The organism is Sinobaca sp. TMA16-18, assembly GCF_059510535.1.
The window spans coordinates 192,221-214,697 of the sequence record NZ_JCAKFM010000002.1; the positions used below are offsets into that span (position 1 = coordinate 192,221).

The 22,477-nt window shown below is 48.1% G+C and carries 17 protein-coding genes and 1 riboswitch; of the genes, 9 read left to right on the forward strand and 8 right to left on the reverse strand.

Features of this window, described 5'->3' with window-relative positions:
* Window positions 1-738 carry an alpha/beta fold hydrolase gene (locus AC5W14_RS04715; protein ID WP_496193803.1) on the forward strand — a complete coding sequence of 246 codons (738 nt, stop codon included), beginning with the start codon at window positions 1-3 and terminating at the stop codon, window positions 736-738.
* On the opposite strand, the gene AC5W14_RS04720 is transcribed toward AC5W14_RS04715, so the two are convergent.
* A complete protein-coding gene (locus AC5W14_RS04720) occupies window positions 726-1,619 on the reverse strand; it encodes a LysR family transcriptional regulator (protein ID WP_496059922.1) in 894 nt (297 codons plus the stop codon). The genes AC5W14_RS04715 and AC5W14_RS04720 overlap by 13 nt on opposite strands.
* Before the next feature lie 186 nt (window positions 1,620-1,805).
* On the opposite strand from AC5W14_RS04720, the gene AC5W14_RS04725 reads away from it, so the two are divergent.
* The 6 genes from AC5W14_RS04725 to AC5W14_RS04750 all read left to right on the forward strand — a co-directional run bounded on the left by AC5W14_RS04725 (window position 1,806) and on the right by AC5W14_RS04750 (window position 9,769).
* Window positions 1,806-3,986, forward strand: coding sequence for a malate synthase G (locus AC5W14_RS04725; protein WP_496193804.1), 2,181 nt, complete (start codon window positions 1,806-1,808; stop codon window positions 3,984-3,986).
* 136 nt (window positions 3,987-4,122) lie between these two features.
* Window positions 4,123-4,842, forward strand: a complete 720-nt coding sequence (locus AC5W14_RS04730) for a FadR/GntR family transcriptional regulator (protein WP_496193805.1) — start codon at window positions 4,123-4,125, stop codon at window positions 4,840-4,842.
* 1 nt (window position 4,843) lies between these two features.
* Entirely contained in the window at window positions 4,844-6,139 is a 1,296-nt protein-coding gene (locus AC5W14_RS04735; protein WP_496059919.1) for an FAD-binding oxidoreductase, read from the forward strand.
* 1 nt (window position 6,140) lies between these two features.
* Entirely contained in the window at window positions 6,141-7,523 is a 1,383-nt protein-coding gene (locus AC5W14_RS04740; protein WP_496059918.1) for a (Fe-S)-binding protein, read from the forward strand.
* A 5-nt stretch (window positions 7,524-7,528) separates the two neighbouring features.
* The gene (locus tag AC5W14_RS04745; protein ID WP_496059917.1) at window positions 7,529-8,983 is read left to right on the forward strand and encodes an FAD-linked oxidase C-terminal domain-containing protein; all 1,455 of its coding nucleotides are present in this window, start codon (window positions 7,529-7,531) and stop codon (window positions 8,981-8,983) included.
* Window positions 8,984-9,013: 30 nt separating this feature from the next.
* Entirely contained in the window at window positions 9,014-9,769 is a 756-nt protein-coding gene (locus tag AC5W14_RS04750) for a fumarylacetoacetate hydrolase family protein (protein ID WP_496193806.1), read from the forward strand.
* Window positions 9,770-9,806: 37 nt separating this feature from the next.
* Here the strand turns inward: AC5W14_RS04750 and AC5W14_RS04755 are convergent, their stop codons facing one another.
* From AC5W14_RS04755 to AC5W14_RS04780, 6 genes are all read right to left on the reverse strand, one after another.
* On the reverse strand, window positions 9,807-10,412 hold the full coding sequence (locus AC5W14_RS04755) for a hypothetical protein (protein WP_496059915.1): 606 nt from the start codon (window positions 10,410-10,412) through the stop codon (window positions 9,807-9,809).
* Between the two features lie 63 nt (window positions 10,413-10,475).
* Window positions 10,476-11,672, reverse strand: a complete 1,197-nt coding sequence (hmpA, locus tag AC5W14_RS04760) for an NO-inducible flavohemoprotein (RefSeq protein ID WP_496193807.1) — start codon at window positions 11,670-11,672, stop codon at window positions 10,476-10,478.
* Window positions 11,673-11,817: 145 nt separating this feature from the next.
* Window positions 11,818-13,551 carry an allophanate hydrolase gene (locus tag AC5W14_RS04765; protein ID WP_496193808.1) on the reverse strand — a complete coding sequence of 578 codons (1,734 nt, stop codon included), beginning with the start codon at window positions 13,549-13,551 and terminating at the stop codon, window positions 11,818-11,820.
* On the reverse strand, window positions 13,551-17,168 hold the full coding sequence (uca, locus tag AC5W14_RS04770; protein ID WP_496193809.1) for an urea carboxylase: 3,618 nt from the start codon (window positions 17,166-17,168) through the stop codon (window positions 13,551-13,553). Before uca ends, AC5W14_RS04765 begins: the two co-directional genes overlap by 1 nt.
* 29 nt (window positions 17,169-17,197) lie before the next feature.
* The gene (locus AC5W14_RS04775; RefSeq protein WP_496059911.1) at window positions 17,198-17,851 is read right to left on the reverse strand and encodes an urea amidolyase associated protein UAAP2; all 654 of its coding nucleotides are present in this window, start codon (window positions 17,849-17,851) and stop codon (window positions 17,198-17,200) included.
* A 38-nt stretch (window positions 17,852-17,889) separates the two neighbouring features.
* Window positions 17,890-18,636: an urea amidolyase associated protein UAAP1 gene (locus tag AC5W14_RS04780; protein ID WP_496193940.1), complete on the reverse strand. Its 747-nt coding sequence runs from the start codon at window positions 18,634-18,636 to the stop codon at window positions 17,890-17,892.
* A gap of 79 nt (window positions 18,637-18,715) precedes the next feature.
* A riboswitch (guanidine-I (ykkC/yxkD leader) is annotated at window positions 18,716-18,841 on the reverse strand.
* A 378-nt stretch (window positions 18,842-19,219) separates the two neighbouring features.
* On the opposite strand from AC5W14_RS04780, the gene AC5W14_RS04785 reads away from it, so the two are divergent.
* On the forward strand, window positions 19,220-20,560 hold the full coding sequence (locus AC5W14_RS04785; protein WP_496193810.1) for an APC family permease: 1,341 nt from the start codon (window positions 19,220-19,222) through the stop codon (window positions 20,558-20,560).
* Window positions 20,561-20,692: 132 nt separating this feature from the next.
* The gene (locus AC5W14_RS04790; protein WP_496193811.1) at window positions 20,693-21,679 is read left to right on the forward strand and encodes a DUF4003 family protein; all 987 of its coding nucleotides are present in this window, start codon (window positions 20,693-20,695) and stop codon (window positions 21,677-21,679) included.
* A gap of 61 nt (window positions 21,680-21,740) precedes the next feature.
* Here AC5W14_RS04790 and AC5W14_RS04795 read toward each other — a convergent pair whose 3' ends face one another.
* Window positions 21,741-22,397: a histidine kinase gene (locus tag AC5W14_RS04795; RefSeq protein WP_496059907.1), complete on the reverse strand. Its 657-nt coding sequence runs from the start codon at window positions 22,395-22,397 to the stop codon at window positions 21,741-21,743.
* Window positions 22,398-22,477: the final 80 nt, after the last annotated feature.

Consider the following 22,477-nt stretch of genomic DNA (forward strand, 5'->3'; position numbering starts at 1 on the left):
ATGAACAAAAAACTGTTTTCACGAAAGCGTCTGCTTATTGGAGCTGTTGTTATAATGACAGCTGCAGCCGTCGCATTGTTTGTATACCTGCGGCCCTATCCACCGGATGCTGCAGCCAGGGAAAGTATGACAGAATGGGCTGCCTTGGAAGAAGATAGCTGGATTGTATTTCAGGCAGAACAGGAACAGGGTCCTTCGGTTATTTTTTATCCGGGAGGTCTTGTGGAGGAACAGGCTTATGCTCCGCTGGCTCAGGGACTGGCGGAAGAAGGATTCACAACATACATTATGAAAATGCCTTTCAATCTGGCCGTGATGGCCCCAAACCGGGCAGATGGTGTCCTCGAGGAGAATTCGGACAAAGCATTTGTTATTGGCGGCCACTCTTTAGGAGGCTCTATGGCATCAAGGTATGCAGCTGAAAACGAAACGGCAGTGCAGGGCGTCTTTTTTCTTGCTTCGTATCCGGATGAAGGCGGCCGGCTCGATCAAACCGGCCTTCCCGTTTTAAGCATCACCGCCGAACAGGACGGCGTACTTAATCAGGGAAATTACCATGAAGCGGCGGCTTATCTGCCGGACACTACTGAGTCCGCGAACCTGGCAGGCGGCAATCATGCCGGGTTTGGAAGCTACGGGCCGCAGAGAGGTGACGGTGAAGCCTCTATTTCTTCAGCGGAGCAGACGAGCCAAACAGTGGATATCATGCAAAGCTGGCTGACCGGTCAAGTCGAGTGAACCAGATGATTTTGGGACATAGAAATGAATTCCCGAACGGCAAATGCCAGGTACTTATCTCTTTTCCAGATCATGCCGAGCTCGAGGTGTAAATTGGAGTCATGCAGAGGAATGGCAGCAATCTGTTTTTGGTGAATATCCCGGCAGATTCTGCTTGGGAGAAGCGCTACGCCAAGCGTTGCTTCGACCATGTCGACCATAAAATCTTTCTGCGAGCTCTCACAGACAATATTGGGGGAGAAGCTGTACTGTTCACACTCTTCAATAATCCGATCATACAAAGAGAAGTCGTTTCGGTATAAAATAAAGCGTTCGTCTGCGAGTTCCTCTATAGCAACAGAAGCACGGCCTTCGAATTTATGGCCGATAGGAACAATCAGCATTAAAGGATCTTTCAGCAGCTTTTCCATCTCGAAATTTTTCTGTTCGACCGGCAGGTTGCAGATCAGGCCGATATCAAGGGTTCCTTCATCCACCCCCTGTTTGATGGACTTCGTGCCGACCTCGGTCAGGAGAAGATCAATGGAAGGATGGGCTTCCTTATAACGGCTGACGAGCTGCGAAAAAAAAGCAGCCCCAATAATAGGCGGAATTCCGATGCGGATTTCGCCTTTTTTTAATTCAATAATGTCGCTTAATTCTTCGTTCATATTGTCAAAGGCTTCCAGTACTTTTTTGGCATTCACCAGTACTGCCTTTCCGGCATCGGTTAATTCGAGTTTTTTAGAATAGCGGTAAAATAAGGGCACGCCTATTTCTTCTTCAATATGCTTGATAGCTTTGCTTAGAGAAGGCTGGGAGATGTGGAGAGAAGCAGATGCTTTTGTGAAATTAAGCTGCCTGGCAACTTCCGAAAAATATTTCAAATGTTGAATATCCATGTTGTTCTCTCCTTTTAGAAATCGCTTTCTTTCTATTATAACGTGTATTCAATTCTTTTCTATAGCCAAAAGGCATAACACGTATTCCAGATAAGTATTTTTACAAAACAGCGCTTTCATATACAATGAATATAATCAGAAAATAAAATATATTATCGAATAAATTCCTGAAGGAGGAATGTATATATGCAAAATTACCAGAAAATCGGACGACTCCAGGTGGCTTCTGAATTATATGAATTCGTTAACAACGAGGCACTTCCCGAAAGTGGATTGAACCAGGATACGTTTTGGAAAGGCTTCGATGAACTTCTTCATGATTTAATTCCGGAAAATAAAAAGCTTTTGGAAACAAGAGAAGAGCTTCAGAAAAAAATTGACCACTGGCATAAAGAAAACGGCCGGGGGGATTTTGGAAGATACAAATCATTTCTTGAATCAATCGGCTATTTAGAGCCGGAAACAGATGATTTTAAGATCAGCACAAGCAATGTGGATGAAGAAATCACCAAACAGGCAGGACCGCAGTTAGTGGTACCGGCCGACAATAAACGATATGCGGCAAACGCAGCAAACGCTCGCTGGGGAAGCCTGTACGACGCTTTATACGGTACCGACGTGATCAGCGATGAAGACGGAGCTGAAGCCGGATCAGACTACAATCCAAAGCGTGGGGCCAAAGTAGTGGAGTACGCAAAGTCGTTTCTCGATAAAACCGTGCCGCTTAAAGGCGCTTCCCACACAGATGCTGTGCAGTACAGCATTTCAGGAAAGAGCCTGAACGTAAAACTGGAAAACGGAGATACCGTGCCGCTTGAAGACGAAAGCCAGCTTCAGGGCTACCAGGGTTCTGCCGATGAGCCGACTTCGATTCTCCTTAAGCATAATAACCTGCATGCAGATATTCAAATTGACCGCAGTCATCCGATCGGCAAAACCGATGGGGCCGGCGTAAAAGACGTTGTGCTGGAATCTGCGACGACAACGATCATCGACTGCGAAGACTCAGTAGCTGCCGTAGATGCAGAAGACAAGACAAACGTGTACAGCAATATTTTAGGCCTGATGAAAGGTACGCTTACCGCTGAATTTAATAAAGGCGGAAAGACGATGACGAGAAAGCTGAATGCAGACCGGGAATACACGTCTCTGCACGGTGGGAAAATGAGTCTGCACGGCAGAGCACTTTTATTCATGAGAAACGTAGGACATCTCATGACAACAGATGCAATTCTGGATGAAAATGGAAATGAAGTACCGGAAGGCATTATGGACGGCGTAATCACAAGCCTTGCCGCCAAGCATGACGTTCTCGGTACCGGCGAACTGCACAATTCAAGAGAAGGATCCGTTTATATCGTTAAGCCGAAAATGCACGGTTCCAAGGAAGTGGCATTTGCCAATAAATTGTTCGAACGCATTGAAGATCTGCTTGAATTAAAGCGCAATACGTTAAAGATCGGCGTCATGGACGAAGAACGCCGCACGACCATTAACCTGAAAAACTGCATCAAAGAAGTAAAAGAAAGAGTTGTCTTCATCAATACAGGCTTCCTCGACAGAACGGGCGATGAAATTCATACATCAATGGAATGCGGGCCAATGATCCGCAAAAGCGAAATGAAATCGTCCATCTGGCTTGGCAGCTATGAAAAATCAAACGTTGATGTAGGACTGGGTGCAGGCCTTAAAGGCAGAGCACAGATTGGAAAAGGAATGTGGGCGATGCCTTCGCTGATGGCATTGATGCTTGAACAAAAAAGCGGACAGCTTAAAGCAGGCGCGAACACAGCCTGGGTTCCTTCACCGACAGCTGCTACCCTGCATGCTCTTCACTACCATGAGGTAAATGTGCACGACGTGCAGGAAGAGCTTGCCGGACGAAATGAAGATCATAAAGATAACATTCTTACTATTCCAGTTGATAAACAGGCCGCCTGGAACAGAACAGAGATCCAGGAAGAACTTGATAATAATGCCCAGGGACTTTTAGGTTACGTTGTACGCTGGGTAGAACACGGTGTTGGCTGCTCGACGGTGCCGGATATTAACAACGTCGGCTTAATGGAAGACAGAGCGACCCTCCGTATTTCCAGCCAGCATATGACAAACTGGCTGCACCAGGGCATATGCACGAGAGAGCAGATTGAAGAAACGCTGCTCCGCATGGCCAAAGTAGTGGATGAGCAGAATGCCGATGATGCGGAGTACAGAAATATGAGTGATGATCCGGATCAATCGATCGCTTTCCAGGCTGCCCGTGATCTTGTGTTTAAAGGAACGGAACAGCCAAGCGGTTACACGGAGCCAATTCTGCACAGAAGACGCCGTGAAGTGAAAGAAGCGCTTGTAAGCGGAAGAAAATAACAAATAAAAAGGATCACGTGGTTAGTGATCCTTTTTTTACACGATCTATAGAAAGCCGGTACCTGCATCGTAAGGATCGGCTTTTCTTTTCAACATAGGTTGTCTGATATGTGATAACAAAGAAAGGAGACTGATTATGGAGGTGGAAAAAGTTCCCGCTGTCCACATTTCGGAACACGTTGCGGCCGAACTCGAAACCCAGATTCAAACCGGCACGTTCGAAGCCCACGAAAAACTGCCGTCCGTCCGAGAGCTGTGTGTCCTGTTTGAAACAGGAAGGTCCGCTGTACGTGATGCCATTTCGACTTTAAAAGGAAAAGGGCTTGTCTATGTGAAAAAAGGAGAAGGTACTTTTGTTTCTCCTTTTGATGCAGCAAAACTGTTTCGTTCCGGTGTTCTTCTTCCAGACCAGCAGGCAATTCAAGAGCTGTTTCAAGTAAGAAAAATGCTGGAAACGGAAATGGTGCAAGAGGCAGCGAGCTACCGGACGCCCAGGCAGGCAGACGAAGTAGCCGAAGCTGCAAAAGCGATGGAAGCAGCACTTGGTCCGGACAGCTGGGAGCTGGATTACGCCTTCCATCAATCAATCGCCAAAGCCGCAGGTAACACGATTCTTGTGCAGCTGATGGAATTTCTATCGTCCACGACAAAAAAAGCGATGATTGATTTTCATCTGTATTTGGCAGCTGATCCGGCTTCCTCTCAAAAAATTATTGCTCAGCACGCTGACATTGTCCGCTGCATTCAAGAAGCGGATCCGGAAAGTGCGCGTCAGGCGATGGTAAAGCATTTGTCGTACGTCGAACAGAAGATGCAGGAAAGTATTCTATGGGAAGATAAGGAAAGGAGTGTTTGATATGGAACTTGAAGAAGTGGTATCCCCCCAGCAGATAACAAAAACAGAGCAGGCCCACGCACTTGGTAATGGGGGCGATCATACCGTATATCCCGAAACAGAAGAAGAAATTGCCCGGATTCTAACCTATGCAAGTGAAAACCAGAAAAGTGTATCGATAATAGGCGGAGGCACCAAGCGGGGATTCGGCGGCACAAAAGACAATGACGATATTCTGCTTTCCCTTGAAAAATTTGCCGGCGTAATTGAGCATGTTCCCGGTGATATGACGGTTACAGTGAAGCCCGGGACAGTGATGAAAGACATTCAGGAGTTTTTGGCAGGCCATAACCAAATGATCTCGCTTGACCCGGAATGGCCGGAATATTCGACGATCGGGGGCATTGTGGCAAGCAACAACAGCGGCCCGAAACGGTTAAAGTACGGCTCTGCCAGAGACCATGTGATCGGAATGCGGGTCGTTTATCCGGATGGAAGGATTACCCGTACCGGCGGAAAAGTCGTTAAAAACGTCGCCGGCTACGACATGAACAAGCTGTTTGTCGGCTCCATGGGAACGCTCGGTGTGATTTCAGAGATTACGCTGAAGCTTCGTCCGCTTCCGAAACAGGAAAAGCTCGTACTGCTCTCCTTTTCTAAAGACCAGTGGGAAAAGCTTCGTCCGTTTACGGTAGGTTTTCTGGATTCCACGCTGGAACCTGTCTCGCTGGAACTGATGAATCCTGCTTTATCGAAAAAATTAGCCGGTATAGAAAGCTACACGCTCGCAGTTGCCTTTGAAGACGTTGAAAAAGCGGTCGCGTTTCAGGAGAACTGGCTGGCGGAAAACAAACCGGCAGAAATGAGCATGACTGTCATGGAAAAAGACGAAGCTGCTTCTTTTTGGAAGCGCTTCACGGAGTTATCACCTAAAGAGCCATCGTCCACTTCTGACATTAAAGCGTCTGTAAAGACAGGAAGTAAAAATATGGACGTGTTTCATTTAATGGTGGAAACCGATCGTCTGCATCAGGAGAGCGGAGCTTCCGTTTATGCGCACGGCGGACTCGGTCATGGTGTGGCAAAGATGTATATAGAAGGTCCGGAAAGTAGTGTCACGACAGCAATTAAGAGTATTCGGGAGAAGGCAGAAGCATTAGGCGGGTATGCTGTCATTACCCATCTTCCGCTTGCTGTACGCCGTCAGATCAGCGTATGGGGAAATCAGCCGTCCTATTTCTTTTTACTAAGCGGTATAAAAAAACAAGCAGACCCTGAGAAAGTATTGAACACGGGTCGATTTGTCGGAGGGATATAAAATGAGTATGGCAAAAGATTACACAATGGAAAAGCAGCCGGCCTGTTCGACAAAAAGCTTAAGCAACTATTTCCCGGAAGACCATCCCGATCCAGCCAAATGGGATGACTGTGTTCACTGCGGCATGTGTCTCGAAGCATGTCCCACCTATTTAGAAACCGGTCAGGAGCAGCACTCCCCAAGAGGGCGCGTGCATTTAATTCACGCCGTTGCTGAAGGGGAAATCAAGATGGATCAGTCGTTCTCGGACGCTGTCTTTACCTGTCTGGACTGCCGGGCCTGCGTTACCGCCTGTCCGGCGGACGTGGAAGTCGGCGGGCTGATTGAAGAAGCCCGGGGTCAGATCCGCCGGGCGGAGCCGCTCACCGGCTGGAAGAAAGCCTTCAGTTCCACCATTTTGGAAAAGCTGTTTCCACACACGAACCGCTTAAATAAAGTCGGCGGCCTGCTCCGCTTTTATCAGGGCAGCGGCCTTCAGTCCCTCACACGGAAATCCGGGGCGATGAACCTGATGCCTGATCATCTTTCCGGCATGGAAGCCATTATGCCTAACGTCGGTCATCCTGTTCGTGAGAAATACAAAAACATGCCGGTTATTCCTGCGAAGGGCGACGAAGTCAAAGGCAGAGTAGCCTTTATGACAGGTTGTATCATGGACGTCATGTTCAGCGATATTAATGACGCGACCATCGATGTTCTGACGCATAACGGCAGCGAAGTAGTCATACCGAAAAATCAGACCTGCTGCGGAGCGCTTCATGTGCATGCAGGCGATCGGGATTCCGGGCGCAAGCTGGCGAAGCAGAATATTGAAGCATTCAGCGATTCCGATACGGTTGTAATTAATTCAGCAGGGTGCGGATGCGCGCTGCAGGAATACCCGGAACTATTTAAAGACGAGCCGGCCTGGAAAGAAAAAGCTGAAGAATTTTCCGAAAAAATTCAGGATATTTCAAAGTACTTGTACGATACAGGGTATGAGAAACCGCAGACTGAAATGAAAACAAGAATTACCTATCATGATGCCTGCCACCTTGCCCATGGGCAGGGAGTAAGAGATGAACCCCGTCAAATCCTACGGGACATTCCAGGGGTGGACGTGGTAGAGATGCCAAATGCCGATACGTGCTGTGGAAGCGCCGGCGTGTACAACCTGACAAATCCTGATATGGCCAATGCCGTCCTGGATCGGAAAATGGAAAATATACCGGAAAATCTGGAAATGATCTCGATGGGGAACCCAGGCTGTATGCTGCAGATGGCGATGGGCGTACAGAAATACGGCAGAAGCGAGCGTATTGTCCACACCATTCAACTGCTGGACTGGGCTTATAAAAAACAAAAAGAAGAACAGCGGCAGTTACAAACTTCTGGAAAGGGGTAAATGGCATGCAGTTAATGAGAAGAAAAAAGAAAATCAGTGCAAACCAGGACCATCATATTGAAGCATTCTTTAAGATAGTCGGAGAAAAAGAAGTGCTGTTTGAAGATGTCGACATGCTTTCCTATAACTGCGATGGCTTCACGATTCATCAACATTCGCCGAAGGCCGTCGTGTTTCCAAAAAACACAAGGGAAGTAGCGGAACTTGTTAAATATTGTTCTCAAAACGACCTGCCTTTTCTGGCCCGTGGTGCCGGAACAGGGCTGAGCGGAGGTGCAACACCGCTCAATAAGGAAGTAATCATCAGCCTTGTGAAAATGAAAGGGCTGCTGAGTGTCGATTATGAAAATCGAAAAGCAGTCGTGCAGCCGGGCTATGTGAATCTGCACTTAACCAATTCCATTTCCAGTAAAGGCTATTACTACGCGCCGGATCCATCCAGTCAGTATGTATGTACAATTGGAGGGAACGTAGCAGAGAATGCCGGCGGCGCCCACTGTTTAAAGTACGGTGTTACAACCAACCATATTCTCGGCCTTGAAGTAGTCATGCCAAACGGAGACATTATTTCGATTGGGGAAGACGGCGTGCCCGACTCCCCCGGGTATGACCTGCTCGGCCTTCTTACCGGCTCGGAAGGGACGCTTGGTGTCGTCACAGAAATCACAGTTCGTATTTTAAAGAATCCTGAAATGAAGCAGACGGTGCTGGCTTACTTCGACCAGGTGGAAGACGGCAGTCGTGCCGTATCAGACATCATTTCCGCAGGCATTGTGCCGGCGGCATTGGAAATGATGGACCAGACGGCGATAGAAGGGGTGGAAGAGGGATCGTTCCCTGTCGGACATCCCCGGGATATTGCAGCGCTGCTGTTAATTGAAGTAGATGGAATTGCTGCTGGTATTGACGAGCAGATTGAAGAAATTCTTGCCGTCTGCCGGAACAATCACGTCAAAGAAGTGAAAGTGGCGGAAGACGACGCGGAACGCGGCAGATGGTGGGCCAACCGTAAGACCGGGTTTGGAGCGATGGGAGCCATTTCCCCTGACTATCTGGTCCAGGATGGTGTTATTCCAAGAAGCCGGCTGCCGGAAGTGCTGGAACAGATCAATGATATCAGCCGGAAGTACGAACTGCGTATTGCCAACATCTTTCACGCAGGGGACGGCAATCTTCATCCGCTGATTCTGTTTGATTCCAGAAATCCAGGAGAAACCCAGAAAGCGGTAGACGCCGGATCAGCTTGTTTGAAAGCCTGCTCTGACGCGGGTGGATCAATAACGGGAGAACATGGAGTAGGCATTGAGAAGATTGAAGAAATGCGGTTTATCTTTTCGGATGAAGAGATCGAAGCACAAACGAGAATCCGGGAAGTATTCAATCCGGGCAATTTATTGAACCAGGGCAAGCTCTTTCCGATGCCCGGCCGCTGCCTGGAAGTAAAAAAAGCTGTACAGTAACAGAACCCTAATAAATGGAGGCAGAATACGATGAAACTATGCAGATATGAATACCAGTCGAATCACTATTATGGAGAATGGACCGAAGAAGGACTTAAGCCGTTTAAAGGGGATCTGTTTTCAGGAAGAGAAGCAACCGGAGAAACACACGGGCATGCAGATGTTACCCTGCTGGCCCCTGTAGAGCCGGAGAAAATTATCGGCATTGGAGCCAATTATGTAGGAGACAAAAAAGATCTGCCGGATACACAGCCGGAGATTCCGGTCTTCTTTTACAAGCCGGCCTCCTCATTGATTGGTTCAGGAGCGGAAGTCCGCATTCCGGAAGGCGTGGATGAGATTAAGTTTGAATCTGAACTGGCTGTAGTCATTGGAAAGCGAACGAAAAACATCGAAGAAGATGAGGTGCTCGACAGCATTCTCGGCTATACGGTAGGAAACGACGTGACGGCCCCGCAGTTTTTCCATGAAGCCGGGCACTGGACCGTGGGTAAATCATTTGATACGTTTACACCGCTCGGACCGGCGATTCAGACGAATTTAGATCCGCTCAATGTGTACGTGAAAGCATTTGTGAATGGAGAAGAAAAACAAAACAGCAAATCCGATCTGATGATCGTTTCCCTAAAGCGGATGGTGTCTTATCTTTCCAAAGTGATGACGCTTGAGCCGGGTGACGTGATTTTAACAGGAAGCCCGCTTGGCGCAGAATTTGTGAAAAAAGGCGATAAGGTGGAATGTACGATTGATGAAATAGGCACACTGGAAAATACGTTTACGAAATAGTAAAAAGCCGCTCCTTTTAGAGGGAGCGGCTTTTTTATCATCGTTTTCTGGTGTTTCTTGAACGCATACGGGAGTGGTCATCACGTTCCCGTTCATCTTTGTCCCGGTTTCGCATTGTTTCTTCCTGGGCCTGTGTCCGGCCCTCCTGGTCTTCCTGCTTTTCTTTTGAATAATCCGAGCGCTGACCGTGCCAGATCAAATCAAAAATAGCCCGGCCGTTCGAGGGCTGGCCGTCGGGAAGGTAAACGGGAAGAGCGTCAAACAGTACAAAATAGAATACATAAAACAAGAACTGGTTCCAAAATCCCCAGTCCGGGAGGATTCCTCCTATAATCAAGCTGTTGATGGTAACAGCTACTATAATATTGCTCAGCATAGGAGAAGCATAAATCAAACCGTGCCAGAATTTTTTATCCGGGTTGATTTCATCGTATTCAAACCAGCTGTACATGAAGAAATAGCGGCGGACTTCAATCGTTTCGGTTCGGAACAGCACGGGACCGCTTCCTACCGTCAGTTTCTTATTGGTAGCGCCGAGCAGGCTCACGACTAAATAGTAGCCGGACTCCCGGATGATGGAAACGACAGGAAGGATCACAAGGGCGGAAAGCAGCAAATAAAAGAAATCAATTAATGTAAACACAAACAGTACAACTCTCTTTCCTTCTTCATTCTATGCATTATCTTAACATAAGAAGGATGGAGATTAAGAAACAGGGACGAAGTTTTCGGTAAAAATGTCATGCCGGCCCATTTCATGAAGACAGGAGACAGCCGCTTCCACAAAAGCAGGAGGTCCGCAGATGTAGCAGCGGGTATCTTCCTGCGGCAGGGCGGATTGAAGTGTTTCCGGCGTAAGCGTCGTTTCCGTTCCGAAGTGAGCAGAAGACGGGTGGTCTGCTTCGGGAGCTGTATACAAAGTCAGCGCCTGGGAAACGGGAAGTTTTTGGACGGCACTGCTGATTTCCTGTTGAAAAGGATGACGGCTGTGGTTTTTGGCAGCATAAATAAACGTAACAGGAGCTCTGTAGGAATCAGGCAGGGACTTTATCATACTGACAAGCGGTGTCAAGCCGGAACCTGCGCTGATGAAGGCAATAGGTTTGTGATCGTCCGTCTGAAGCACAAAGGAGCCATATGGAGCAGACAGCTCGATATGCTGTCCAGCCGCTGTCTGTTCATGCAGATAGGAAGAAACGATCCCATCTTCTTCATGCTTGACCGTAATTCTATAGCAGCCGGTTCCGGGAGCGTCAGACAGGCTGTAGGAGCGTACATGTATGTATTCTTCTCCGGGGATGTAACAGCGCAGACTGACGTACTGGCCGGGCAGGAAAGAAGGCACGGGGGAGGCGTCGGCAGGCTGAAGGTAAAATGACTTCATTCTGCTGCTTTCCTGTACAATATCGACCACCGTAAAGTCTTTATAACCTGTCCATTCTTTAGGTTCTTCGGCTTTTGTTTCGTATAATTTCTGTTCGGCCTGAATAAAAATAGCAGCGACGGTATCGTAGGTTTCAGTCCATGCGTTTAAAATATCGGGTGTGGCATTTTCCTGAAGCACGTCTTCCATCGCTTTGATTAAATAATGGCCGACGATTGGATAATGTTCCGGCTTCACGCCGACGCTGGCATGTTTTTGGGCTGTCTTTTCCACAAAGGGCTCCAGTACTTCAAGACGGTCTACGTAAGAGGCAGCGGCATGCAGAGCCTGCGCCAAAGCTTTTGGCTGGGCGCCGGTTGCCTGATTGGTATGATTAAACATGTTCAGCAGCTCCGGATGGGCTTCAAACAGCATAGCGTAAAACTTTGTCGTAATGGCTTCTCCATGCACAGCCAAAACCGGGGCGGTGCTTTTTACAATATCAATCGTGCGGGTGGAAAGTGTTCCTTGAGTCGTCATAAAATGCCTCCTTTTAATATGTATCTATAATACATATTAAAACAGTTCCTTATGTAAAACACAACGTCTCAAAGAAAACGTACGATTTTCGACAAACATAAGAAAAGCCTGCCGGTCTGTTTCACGTGAAACAACCGGCAGGCTTTTAAAGAGATATAGAACTGCTCTGATAGGCTTTCCAGCCCCCAAAGGAGGTGATATCTTTTCCATACTCAGCGACATCTGCCTCGCAGATGAAGCCGGGGGTGAAGGTTCCATCTTCCAATTCTACTTTGCCGATTCCAAGCGGGGAGGGAATGCCCGCTGTAAATGAGCCCAGCTGATCAAGTGGCATTCTCCATAACTCCAGTGCAATGGGAGAGCCTCCCTTTTCGGAACGAATCATGCCGGGCTTAGCCGGGGATCCCGGTACTTCAACCAGCTTGTAGCTGGAAGCGGACATTGTCTCTTTTACAAAATACGCTTCGTGGGAGATCATCTGTTTTTCAAGCGGAAATCCTCTCATATGCAGGCCGCACACAGCAACCATTACTTCCGGCCGGCTGCTGCAGCGCTGTATTTCTCTCGAGGCGCCAACCAGAAGAGAGTCATTATCCTGACTGGAAAATACCGTGATGCCGAACGGAAGGCTGTGATCTGCAAAAGGCTGGGGAAGGGAAACAGCACATAACTCAAGCAGATTGCAGTGGTTGGTATAGCGTCCCATGTCACTGTTCGTCTGAATAGGATTTTCCCTTACGTCGTTTCGGCTCCAGGTTCCGCCGGCGGTAGGCAGGATAAGTACGTTGTTTTGCAGCAGAGCCTCTGCTTTTCTCGTATAGGCCTTAAGCTGATGCCTGGCTTGAAACAACGCAGCAGCAGTGTAATCAGGATTCGTGCCGGAACGGAGTACTTTTTCGGTAACAGGCAGGAGAGCCCCGGGATGGGAGTCTGCAAATCCGCCCAGTTCCGCCCAGCGCTCTGCCACGAGCGGTCCGTCATATAAAACAGCGGCGGCATCTTCCATAAATGCTGTAGATACATACTTGATCGGAAGACCGGATTGTTCCAGTGCGGCCACCGTGCGCGTCCATGCCTGGCGGTATTTTTCGGCAAAGGGCCCGAAAAACGCCGGTTCTTTATCCGGGAGCAGGTAAGACTGCGGCTTTGTTTCTGATAAAGCAGGGGTGGACCGCGACCATGAATCTGTTTCATCGAATCCGCGAATAACCGAGTCTACGAGAGAGGCGTCTTCTATCGTATTCGTGAATACGGTTAGACAGTCGATGCTTGCACAGGCCGGCACGATGCCGCTCACAGGCCAGGCACCTAAGCTTGATTTCCATCCGACTAAATTATTTAAGGCGGCAGGCACCCGTCCGGATCCGGCCGTATCTGTTCCTAAAGAAAAGAGAGTTTGTCCTGCTGCGACAGAGACAGCCGAGCCGGAACTTGATCCACCGCTGATTAAATCAGGATCCCAGGCATTTTTTGTCTCCCCATAAGGACTTCGTGTGCCGACCAGTCCGGTTGCAAACTGATCGAGGTTCGTTTTCCCGACAGGGATTGCTCCTGCTTCGATCAAGCGGGCAGCGGCTGTGGCATGCTTTTCAGGTATATAGCTGTAGGCATCGCATCCGGCAGTTGTCGGAACACCGGCTAGATCAATATTGTCTTTTAAAGCAAAGGGTACTCCCCATAAAGGGGCTTCTTCTATCGGAAGCTCCTTGAGTCTGTCCAAATAAGGCTGAATAAAGGAAAGGGAAGGGGGAGTAATCCAAATGTGATAGGATTCCTCCTCGCCGGCCTGGCTTATCAGCTGATCAATTAGAGATTCCGGAGCTATTTGTCCGGACGTATAGGCTTTTCTTAAGGCAGCAATAGATTGATAAGCATGCATTAAACAGAAACCTCCTTTTTTTCGGTGATCCCTAAAATAGTTTGTCCAGGATGGACTTCATCTCCCGGCTTGATCGACAGGCCGGTCACATATCCATCACAGGGAGCTTCGATGATAAATTCCATTTTCATGCTTTCTTCTATAATAAGCGTTTCCCCCTGCTTTACTTCGGATCCGTCCTCGACTAATACTTTCCATACACTGCCGGGAATGGAGCAGGTGACAGGGGACGTCCCTTCCGGCAGTCCTTCAGCGGGCTGCTCGGTCTTTACATCCTGTTCAGACACGTATTCTGCCAGGCCCTGTTCCTTCCAGCGCTGTCGTTCTTCCTGGAAGGCTTTCTGCTGATGCTGTTTAAATTGAACAGCACCGGATTCTACAGTTTGTAAGTCTTCTATATACTCTTTAAGAGAAAACGTTGTTTCGGTAATATCTGCTTCAAACCGGCCGCGCAGGAAGTCCTCCCGAAGTTCGAGCAGTTCATCGGCGCTGACCGGGTAATATTGAATCTGATCAAAAAAGCGGAGCAGCCATGGCTTGCCGGGTTCAAAGCTTTTTGTTTCGCGGAATTTGTTCCACATTTGAATGGTGCGGCCGACAAACTGATAGCCGCCCGGCCCTTCCATCCCGTAAACGCACATATAGGCTCCGCCGATGCCCACGGCATTTTCAGGTGTCCACGTACGAGCCGGGTTATACTTTGTCGTTACGAGCCGGTGCCTTGGGTCCGTTGGGGTGGCCACTGGTGCTCCAAGATAAACGTCCCCGAGCCCCATCACGAGATAGTTGGCATCAAACACGACGTCTTTTACGCTGTTAATGCTGTCGAGACCGTTGATTCTGCGGATAAATTCCAGATTATCGGGACACCATGGTGCATCCGGCCGGACATTCTGCTGGTACCGCTCGGTGGCAAGCTGGGTGGACGGATCATCCCAGGAAAGCGGAAGTTTCACAATCCGCGATGGGATTGTAATATCTTCTAAAGCGGGAAGCTGCTTATCGAGTTCCAGCACTTTTTCACAAACCTGCTGGACATTATTTTCCAGTGGATTGATGCGGATCTGCAGAGAACGAATTCCCGGCGTCAGGTCCATGATAGGAAAATCCTCTTCCTGGCGGATTGCTTCCATCAGCACCTGCACCTGAAAACGAAGCAGCAGATCGAGCTCCATTTCCCCGTATTCGACGAGTACATTCTCATCCCCGCTGCAGCGGACCGTTATTGGAAAGCGTCTGCCTGAAGTTTCACGGGCAAGAATAGGGTAATTCGGATCAAACGAATGTTTATCAAAAGATAGTACAGGTAAAGTATGGGAAGATTCTTCTTGAAGCGTCTTCAAATAGGCTTCCTGTTCCAGGCGGAGGGTCTCTGCCTGATCAAGGGTTAACAGCTGAAAGCGGATTGTATCTCCGGCATGAAGCTGGCCGATTTTCCAAAATTCTGCCGAGGCTGTTGTGACAGGACAGACAAATCCGCCGAGGCTCGGGCCATCCGGGCCGAGGAGAATAGGCATATCTCCTGTAAGATCCAGTGTCCCTACCGCGTAAGCATTATCATGAATGTTGGAAGGGTGCAGTCCCGCTTCGCCGCCATCTTCTCTTGCCCATAACGGTGCAGGGCCGATCAGCCGGACCCCGGTTCTGGAGCTGTTAAAGTGTACCTCCCACTCGGTGTCTTCAAGCTGCTTTAAGTAGGCTGGAAGCAGGAATTCCTCCGTGCAGTGTGGTCCGGGAACGACTCCGATTGTCCACTCTTTTTGAATAGCCGGTTTTTCTGAGGCTGCTAAAGGTTCGCTGACAGCAGGAAGAGTATTTCCGTTTACACGCAGCACGTCTCCTGCACGGAGAGCTCTGCCGCCGTGGCCGCCAAATCCGCCCAGTGTGAACGTGGATGCACTGTCCAGCGTCTGCGGCATGTCAAACCCGCCTGAAATAAGCAGGTACGTACGCATGCCTGTTTCGGCCTGGCCGAAGGAGAGGACCTGTCCTTTTTCCGCAAAAGTCGGATGGTACAGGCTGATCTCTTTTCCGTCGAGTACCGGCTGCATATCGGCACCTGTTATACAAAACCACATAGCTTCACGAAAGCGATAGGACCCGCCTTGTAACGTCAGCTCCAGACCGCTTGCTTTTTCATCGTTCTGCAAAAGCTGGTTGCCGATTCGAAAGGAGAGAGGATCCATCGGACCGCAGGGAGGAACGCCTACATCCCAATGGCCGACCCGTCCCGGCCAGTCCTGGACCGTTGTCTGAATGCCGCCGTCTATTACTTCGAGTGCCATCTCGGAAGGAGAAAAGCTGTTTAACAGCTGGGTATGAACTTCTCCCTGCTGAAAAGCAGGCTCCTGCAGAAGGCTTTTTATATAGAGAAGATTGGTTGTTACGCCGTACATTTTGGTTTCAGCCAGCGCGGCGCTGAGCTGTTGAATCGCGCTGTTCCGGTCTTTGGAATGAACGATAACTTTCGCAAGCATTGGGTCATAGAGCGTAGTGACTTGAAGACCGTCGCGTACCCAGCATTCGTTACGGGCGAGAGAAGACAGCTCAACCCGGTCGATCTGACCGACGCTCGGACGGAAATCATGAAAGCTGTCTTCGGCATAGACACGCGCCTGTATGCTGTGGCCCTGAATCGTAATAGGAGGAAAGGCAGGAAGTTCGCGAGCGGCTTCGAGAATCATCCACTCCACTAAATCAACGCCGGTTACTTCCTCTGTCACACCATGTTCTACCTGGAGTCTGGTGTTCATTTCAAGAAAATAAAATGCTTCCGAATCAGGGTCATACAGAAATTCAACGGTGCCGGCATTCTGATAGCCTGTAGCAGATGCCAAACGTTCAGCAGAAGCAGCCATTTCTTTTCTAACCTTCTCTGAAAGCAGGGGAGCCGGAGATTCTTCGACTACTTTTTGGTTCCTGCGCTGAATGGAGCAGTCTCTTTCTCCGAGAGAAACGACGTCTCCTTTCCAGCTTCCGAAAATCTGTACTTCAATATGGCGGGCAGAAGAGATGTATTTCTCCAGAAACAAGCCGCCGTCGTTAAAGTTATTTTCCGCCAGGTGGGTTACGGCATCAAAAGAAGAAAGCAGGCTGTCTTTGTCGCGGCAGATTCTCATGCCAATACCGCCTCCGCCGGCGGTGCTTTTCAGCATAACAGGATAGCCGATGTCAGCGGCTGCAGCGACCGCTTCTTCTGCATGCTCCAGCAGGTTCGTGCCGGGAAGAAGAGGAACGTCTGCGTTGGCAGCGGCTTCTCTGGCAGAATGTTTTAGGCCAAACAGTTCCATCTGCCCGGGAGTAGGTCCGATGAAAGTAATTCCTTTCTCCTGGCAGGTTCGGGCAAACTGAGCATTTTCACTTAAAAATCCGTAACCCGGATGAATTGCATCGGCGCCTGTATCAAGAGCAGCCTGAAGAATGGTTTCCGGATGCAGGTAGCTCTCCTGGGCGTTTCCTTCTCCAATAAAAACTGCTTCATCGGCCTGGTCCACGTGAAGGCTGTCCTGGTCGGCTTTTGTATAGATAGCGACGGAAGGAATCCCCATTTTTTTCAATGTCCGTTCGATTCGTACCGCGATCGCGCCGCGGTTGGCAATGAGTACTTTTGTAAACATAACGCAGTCTCCTTTCTTCTATTGATGAATTAGTTATTCCAGATGGTTACTTCAATCGGGGTGGGGTTGTAATCGTTGCACGGATTATTAAGCTGCGGACAGTTGCTGATTAGTACAGTTGTGTTAGTTTCTGCCTGCATTTCCACGTAATAGCCGGGGGCTGAGACGCCATCTTCAAAGGTAAGGCCGCCTTCCGGCGTAATAGGAACGTTCATAAAGAAGTTAATGTTCGGAGCCAGGTCTTGTTTGGAAAAGTGACTGCCCCGTTTCGATAATTCGTACATAAATGTATCGCGGCAGTTATGCATCGCTTTTTTCTCATGGGCATAGCGGACCGTGTTGCTTTCTGCAGAGCAGGCTCCTCCTACAGTGTCATGCCTGCCGACCGAATCAGCGGTAATCGTGAGAAGCGGCCGGCCGGATTTTGCCCGGAGAACCGAGCCGGTAGTAAGGTAGATATTTTTCTGGGCGGTGACCGTTTCAATCGCACTATAGCTGTCTTCCGGATTTAAGGCGTCATAAAAGAGGGTGTCTGCCGCCTGGTTGCCTTCAAGGTCTGTAATTCTGAAAACCTGCCCGGGTTCTAAATCGTACATCCAGCCTTTTCCGGCTGGAATCGTCCGCGTATAAACGGCATCTTCTATTTTTCGGTGGCTGGTTGTTACTTCTTTTGCTTGTGTCACTATCGATCATCCTTCCCAGATAATTGAATTTTCCAAATTTATTTAGTGGAAACAGGAGCAGCAATAAAACCTTCAGCAAGCAGGTGCGCTTCCCATGTGTTTTCATATGCACGACGGTTTTCTTCGCATAAGTTTAAACAAATATCATTTTCGGCTACCGGCTCAGCAGCACCCGCTTCAAGCTTTACAGGGACCGAAGGGTAGACGGTGGACGTATCAAGCGGGTGGGGCGTATTTGATAAGACGATAAGCAGGTCCATTTCGGTCCGGAACGTAACGGCTTGGCCGGCCCCGGCATTTTCTTGATGAAATACCATGCCGCCTCCATCCTCGACGGCTGTTTTTGAAAAAACATTCAAGACAGGAACCGTATCCCGCATCGTCAGACCATTGCGGAACAGCTCCATGGAAAAATTCTCTTCTCCGCTGCGATAACGATCGTTCCGCTCGGATTGATAGGTTGTTTTTCCAAATTGGGCATCCGTCCAATCGGTTTTAGAAAAGCCGCCAAAAGGATCATGCCACCCAGTGTCATCCTCGATAATACCGGCCATTGCTCTGCCGTTGTCGCTCATCAACACATGTCCTTTCGTTAAATGGGAGGTGTGCTGAGCTTTCAGCGTATCCGGCATATTGTAGCGTTCTGTCCGATCATGAGCGTTGAATAGAAGCATAGATACATTAGCGGTGCTTTCTGAAGCGGTTAAGCGGAACAGGCTGCCTTTTTTAACAACCCCCGACCATTTTTCCCCGGCTTCCAGTGACTTCGTCCAATAATTATTCATCATTGTTTCCTCCTTTAAGATTCATAAGCCTTATTCAGCAGGTGGCTGAAAGGTAATAAAAAAAGCCTGAGAGAATTTAATCTCCCAGGCTTTTGTCCGTCCGTGTAAGCCGCAGCCCGTGTGATCCGGCTGTGCCCGCTTTCTCTCGGACCAGCCCTGCCAGCAGTGAAGCGAAGCTGACAGCGGAACCCTAGAAAGCATTTGTCGCCCCTCAATGCCTTAGGCAAGGAGGCCTTTATGTTATTTTTGAGGATCGCTATGTGTGCGGTGTATATAAAAAGTGTAGTAGAGGCTGTTTGGAAAGACAACGCTTATGTGAGGTTATATAACATACTTTTTAGAATAGTTATCTCAGACACTCGAGTCCGATTATTTTTGCCTGGAGCCTGTAGAAAAATGAAAGCCCCCAGCTAAAATAGGTTGATAGATTTTCTGCCAGGGTTGTTGATTAAAACAAAAAGACTCCAGAGAATGAACATCATCAAGTACAACCAGCCCGGCCGGCTGATGTTTTAGTTAAGGGAAATGATATATTGGAATAATTTAATCGATGGAAATGATCCCAACAGAAAGAAGGAAAACAATGGCTGAAAGAGCTGAGTTGAAACGTACATTAACATTATGGCAGGTTGTTTTTATGGGTCTGGCCTGGAACACACCGATGATTTATTTTTCCGTATTTGGAGTAGCTTTTGAAGGGTCTTCGGGATTTTTAACTCCGGCCTACATTTTTGCAGTTGTTGCGGTTATATTTACTGGAACGAGCTATGCTATTATGGCTAAAAAAATTCCTATCTCCGGTTCTGCCTACACTTTTGCCAAAAAAGCAATTCATCCTAATGCCGGTTTTTTAGTAGGGTGGCTGCTTTTGTTTAATTACTTATTCGCTCCTATTATTGCCTGTATCACCTTTGGTGTTTTCCTGAATGCACAGTTTCCGGGAATTCCGGCTCCGGTTTGGATTATAGGCTTAATTGTGCTGCTGGCAGCGATTGCGGTAATGGGCATCAACTCTTCTGCTAACTTGAGCGGATTGTTCGTTATTATGCAGATCGTGTTTATTATTGCCTTTTGTATTATTCTTATCCGCGGCCTGTGGACAGGGGAAGGAGCGGGGGGGCTGTTCTCGATTCAGCCTTTTGCCGGGGATCTGACGGTTCCAATTATGCTCGCAGGAGCCTCCGTCGTTATCTTCTCTTTTCTCGGCTTTGATACGATTACTACACTGTCCGAAGAGACAGTGGACCCTCAGAAAACGATTCCAAGAGCGATTTTTATTATGATCGGCATTATCAGCGTGCTTCATATCAGCAGTTCGTATTTGATCCAGCTCGCCCAGCCCGCGTTTTCGTTCGTGAACATAGATTCCGCGGCGATGGAGCTCATGGCGCTTATTGGAGGCAGCGCATTAAATGCTATCTTTATGACCGTTTTAATCGCAGCTATTTTCACGCAGGGGCTGGCCTCGATTACTGCCGTTTCCAGACTGCTTTACGTCATGGGAAGAGACGGCATCCTGCCTGAAAAATTATTCGGATACATTCATCCACGATTTAAAACGCCGGTGTTCAACATTGCCCTTGCTTCGGTGCTGTCCATTCTCGCTTTATTTATCAGTGTGGATGCGGCGCTTCGTTTCGTTAACTTTGGAGCCCTTACTGCCTTCTTCTTTGTGAATATATCCGTTATTGCCCTGGCTATCCGCCAGAAAGAAACAACGAGCCTGTACCAGCGTGTGTTCTATATTGGAGTGCCTGGTATAGGAGCCTTTATTATGCTCTGGCTTTTGTTTCTTCTCGATACGCCGACGATTGTTGGAGGACTGGTCTGGGTAGGGGTGGGGCTCATTTATATGCTTTATCTGACCAAAACATTTACAAAGCCGCTTCCCGGCACTGCCAAGCAGCCCGTTATATTAAAATAATAAAAAGGCCTCTTCTACTGGGAAGGGGCCTTCTTTCTGCCGGCGTTTAATCGAGGGAGGTACTGTTTAGGTTTGTAAAGCAGTATAATGGTACATGAGATAGAGACAGAGATGCGGAAAGGGTGACATCGCATGGAGAACAACTTAATGAACAAGCTGGAAACCTATGAAAAGTACTATACCATTCTAAAAAAAGAACTAAAGTGGCAGGTAGTGGATGCAAGAGTACTTATGCTGATTTCTTCCATGTACGTTGTACGGAAAAAAGAACTCGACGTCGATCGGTTTAAAGAAATTGCGGAGTACATGAAAAAGAAAAAAGGCGTTTTCAGTGCTTTAAACGGCGCCCAGGTTTATGTAGGAGCGGCTACGCTCGACATTCGCTTTGACGATCCTGAAGACAAGTATCATGAATGGATGGAAGTCTATGATCAATTAGTGGCCGGTTCTTTTCAAAGAGGAAGCTTTACGTATATTTCCGCTCTTCTGGTGATCGATTTGAAAAAAGAAGCAGACAGCAGAATGGATCTGATAAAAAGATCCAAGCGTGTATTTGACTTAATGAAAAAAGACCATATGTTTTTAACGTCCAGCTCGGATTATCCGATTGCGGTGCTTCTGGCTGCGTCGCCGGTAGAAGAAGGACCGCTGATGGTGAAAATTGAAGAGCTGTACCGGAATTTGAATGACAAAGGTTTTAAAAAATCCAATGAACTGCAGATGCTGAGCCATATTCTGGCCCTGCGTGATAACGAAGACACCGATATTCTCGTAAAACATGCCATAGATGTAGTCGTTACCCTGGAAGCCCAGGAAAAGAAGGTGCGGCCGGTTCATTATCCGGAAGTGGGAATTATGGCATTGGCCGAAGAAAAAGAAATGCTCGCTGATTTTATTGTGAGAATTGAAAAAACACTGAATGACTCCAAAGAATTTAAATGGCATAAAAAAATGAACTTTACGATTGCCGTGCAGCTTTCGGTCAGTGAGTACGCAGAAGAAGCTTCTATTATAGAAACGACTGTCCAGACTTCGCTGGAAAGTATTCTGCAGGCCCAGCAGGCAGCCATGACAGGCGCCATGGTTGGTGCGGTCGCTTCTGGTTCCACCAACAGCTGAAGGTTTTTCCGCCTGAAGTAAAAAAAGACGAAACGCCGCAGCGTTTCGTCTTTTCTTTTTCCTATACTTCGAGCTTTTCTCTTTCCGTTACATAGTCTTCCGTTACATGAATTTCCAGCATTTCGCCGTCTTTCATAAACTTAAAGGTGCCGTTATTAAAGTCGGTACCGGTTTCTTTAAAGAAAATGCCTTCGTACTGCGCGTCGTTTGTATGGTTAAAGCTGATCTTATATTGATCTCCATCTCTTACAAGGTAAGCGTGGCAGCCTTTTTCATAATCTCCGTCATGATCTCTAAGTTCTCTGGAAACAGAAATGATATGGAGGTCGATAAACGGAAGCTCTTTTAAAAGAATATTAACAAAAGATCCTTTCGTGATTTCTTCCCAGCGGCTTTTGGCGGTCTGGCCGATAATAATCTGGGTGATGCCTTTTTCTCTGGCGACTTCTCCGATCACTTTAACGACAGGGCGTTTTTCGTTGTCTTTCAGAATAAACTCGGTTGCCCCGTACTCTTCTGCAAGCTTCTTCCAGCTTTCGATATACTGGCTCTTTTCGTGGTCCAGGTTATCGGCGGGAGCAGGGTCAATTGATACTATATATAAAGGACAGTCAAGACGGGAAGCTATTTTGCATCCTCTGCGTATTAACTTGGCGCCATTTGGCCCATAGTAAACACAGACTAGAATACTTTCATCCATTGTACCTTTACCGGTCATGATCCTTCACCTCGTGTAAATAAATTCTTGATTATTGGTAAAGCTCTTCCATAGGCTACTCCTCGCCGTGAGTTTTGTCA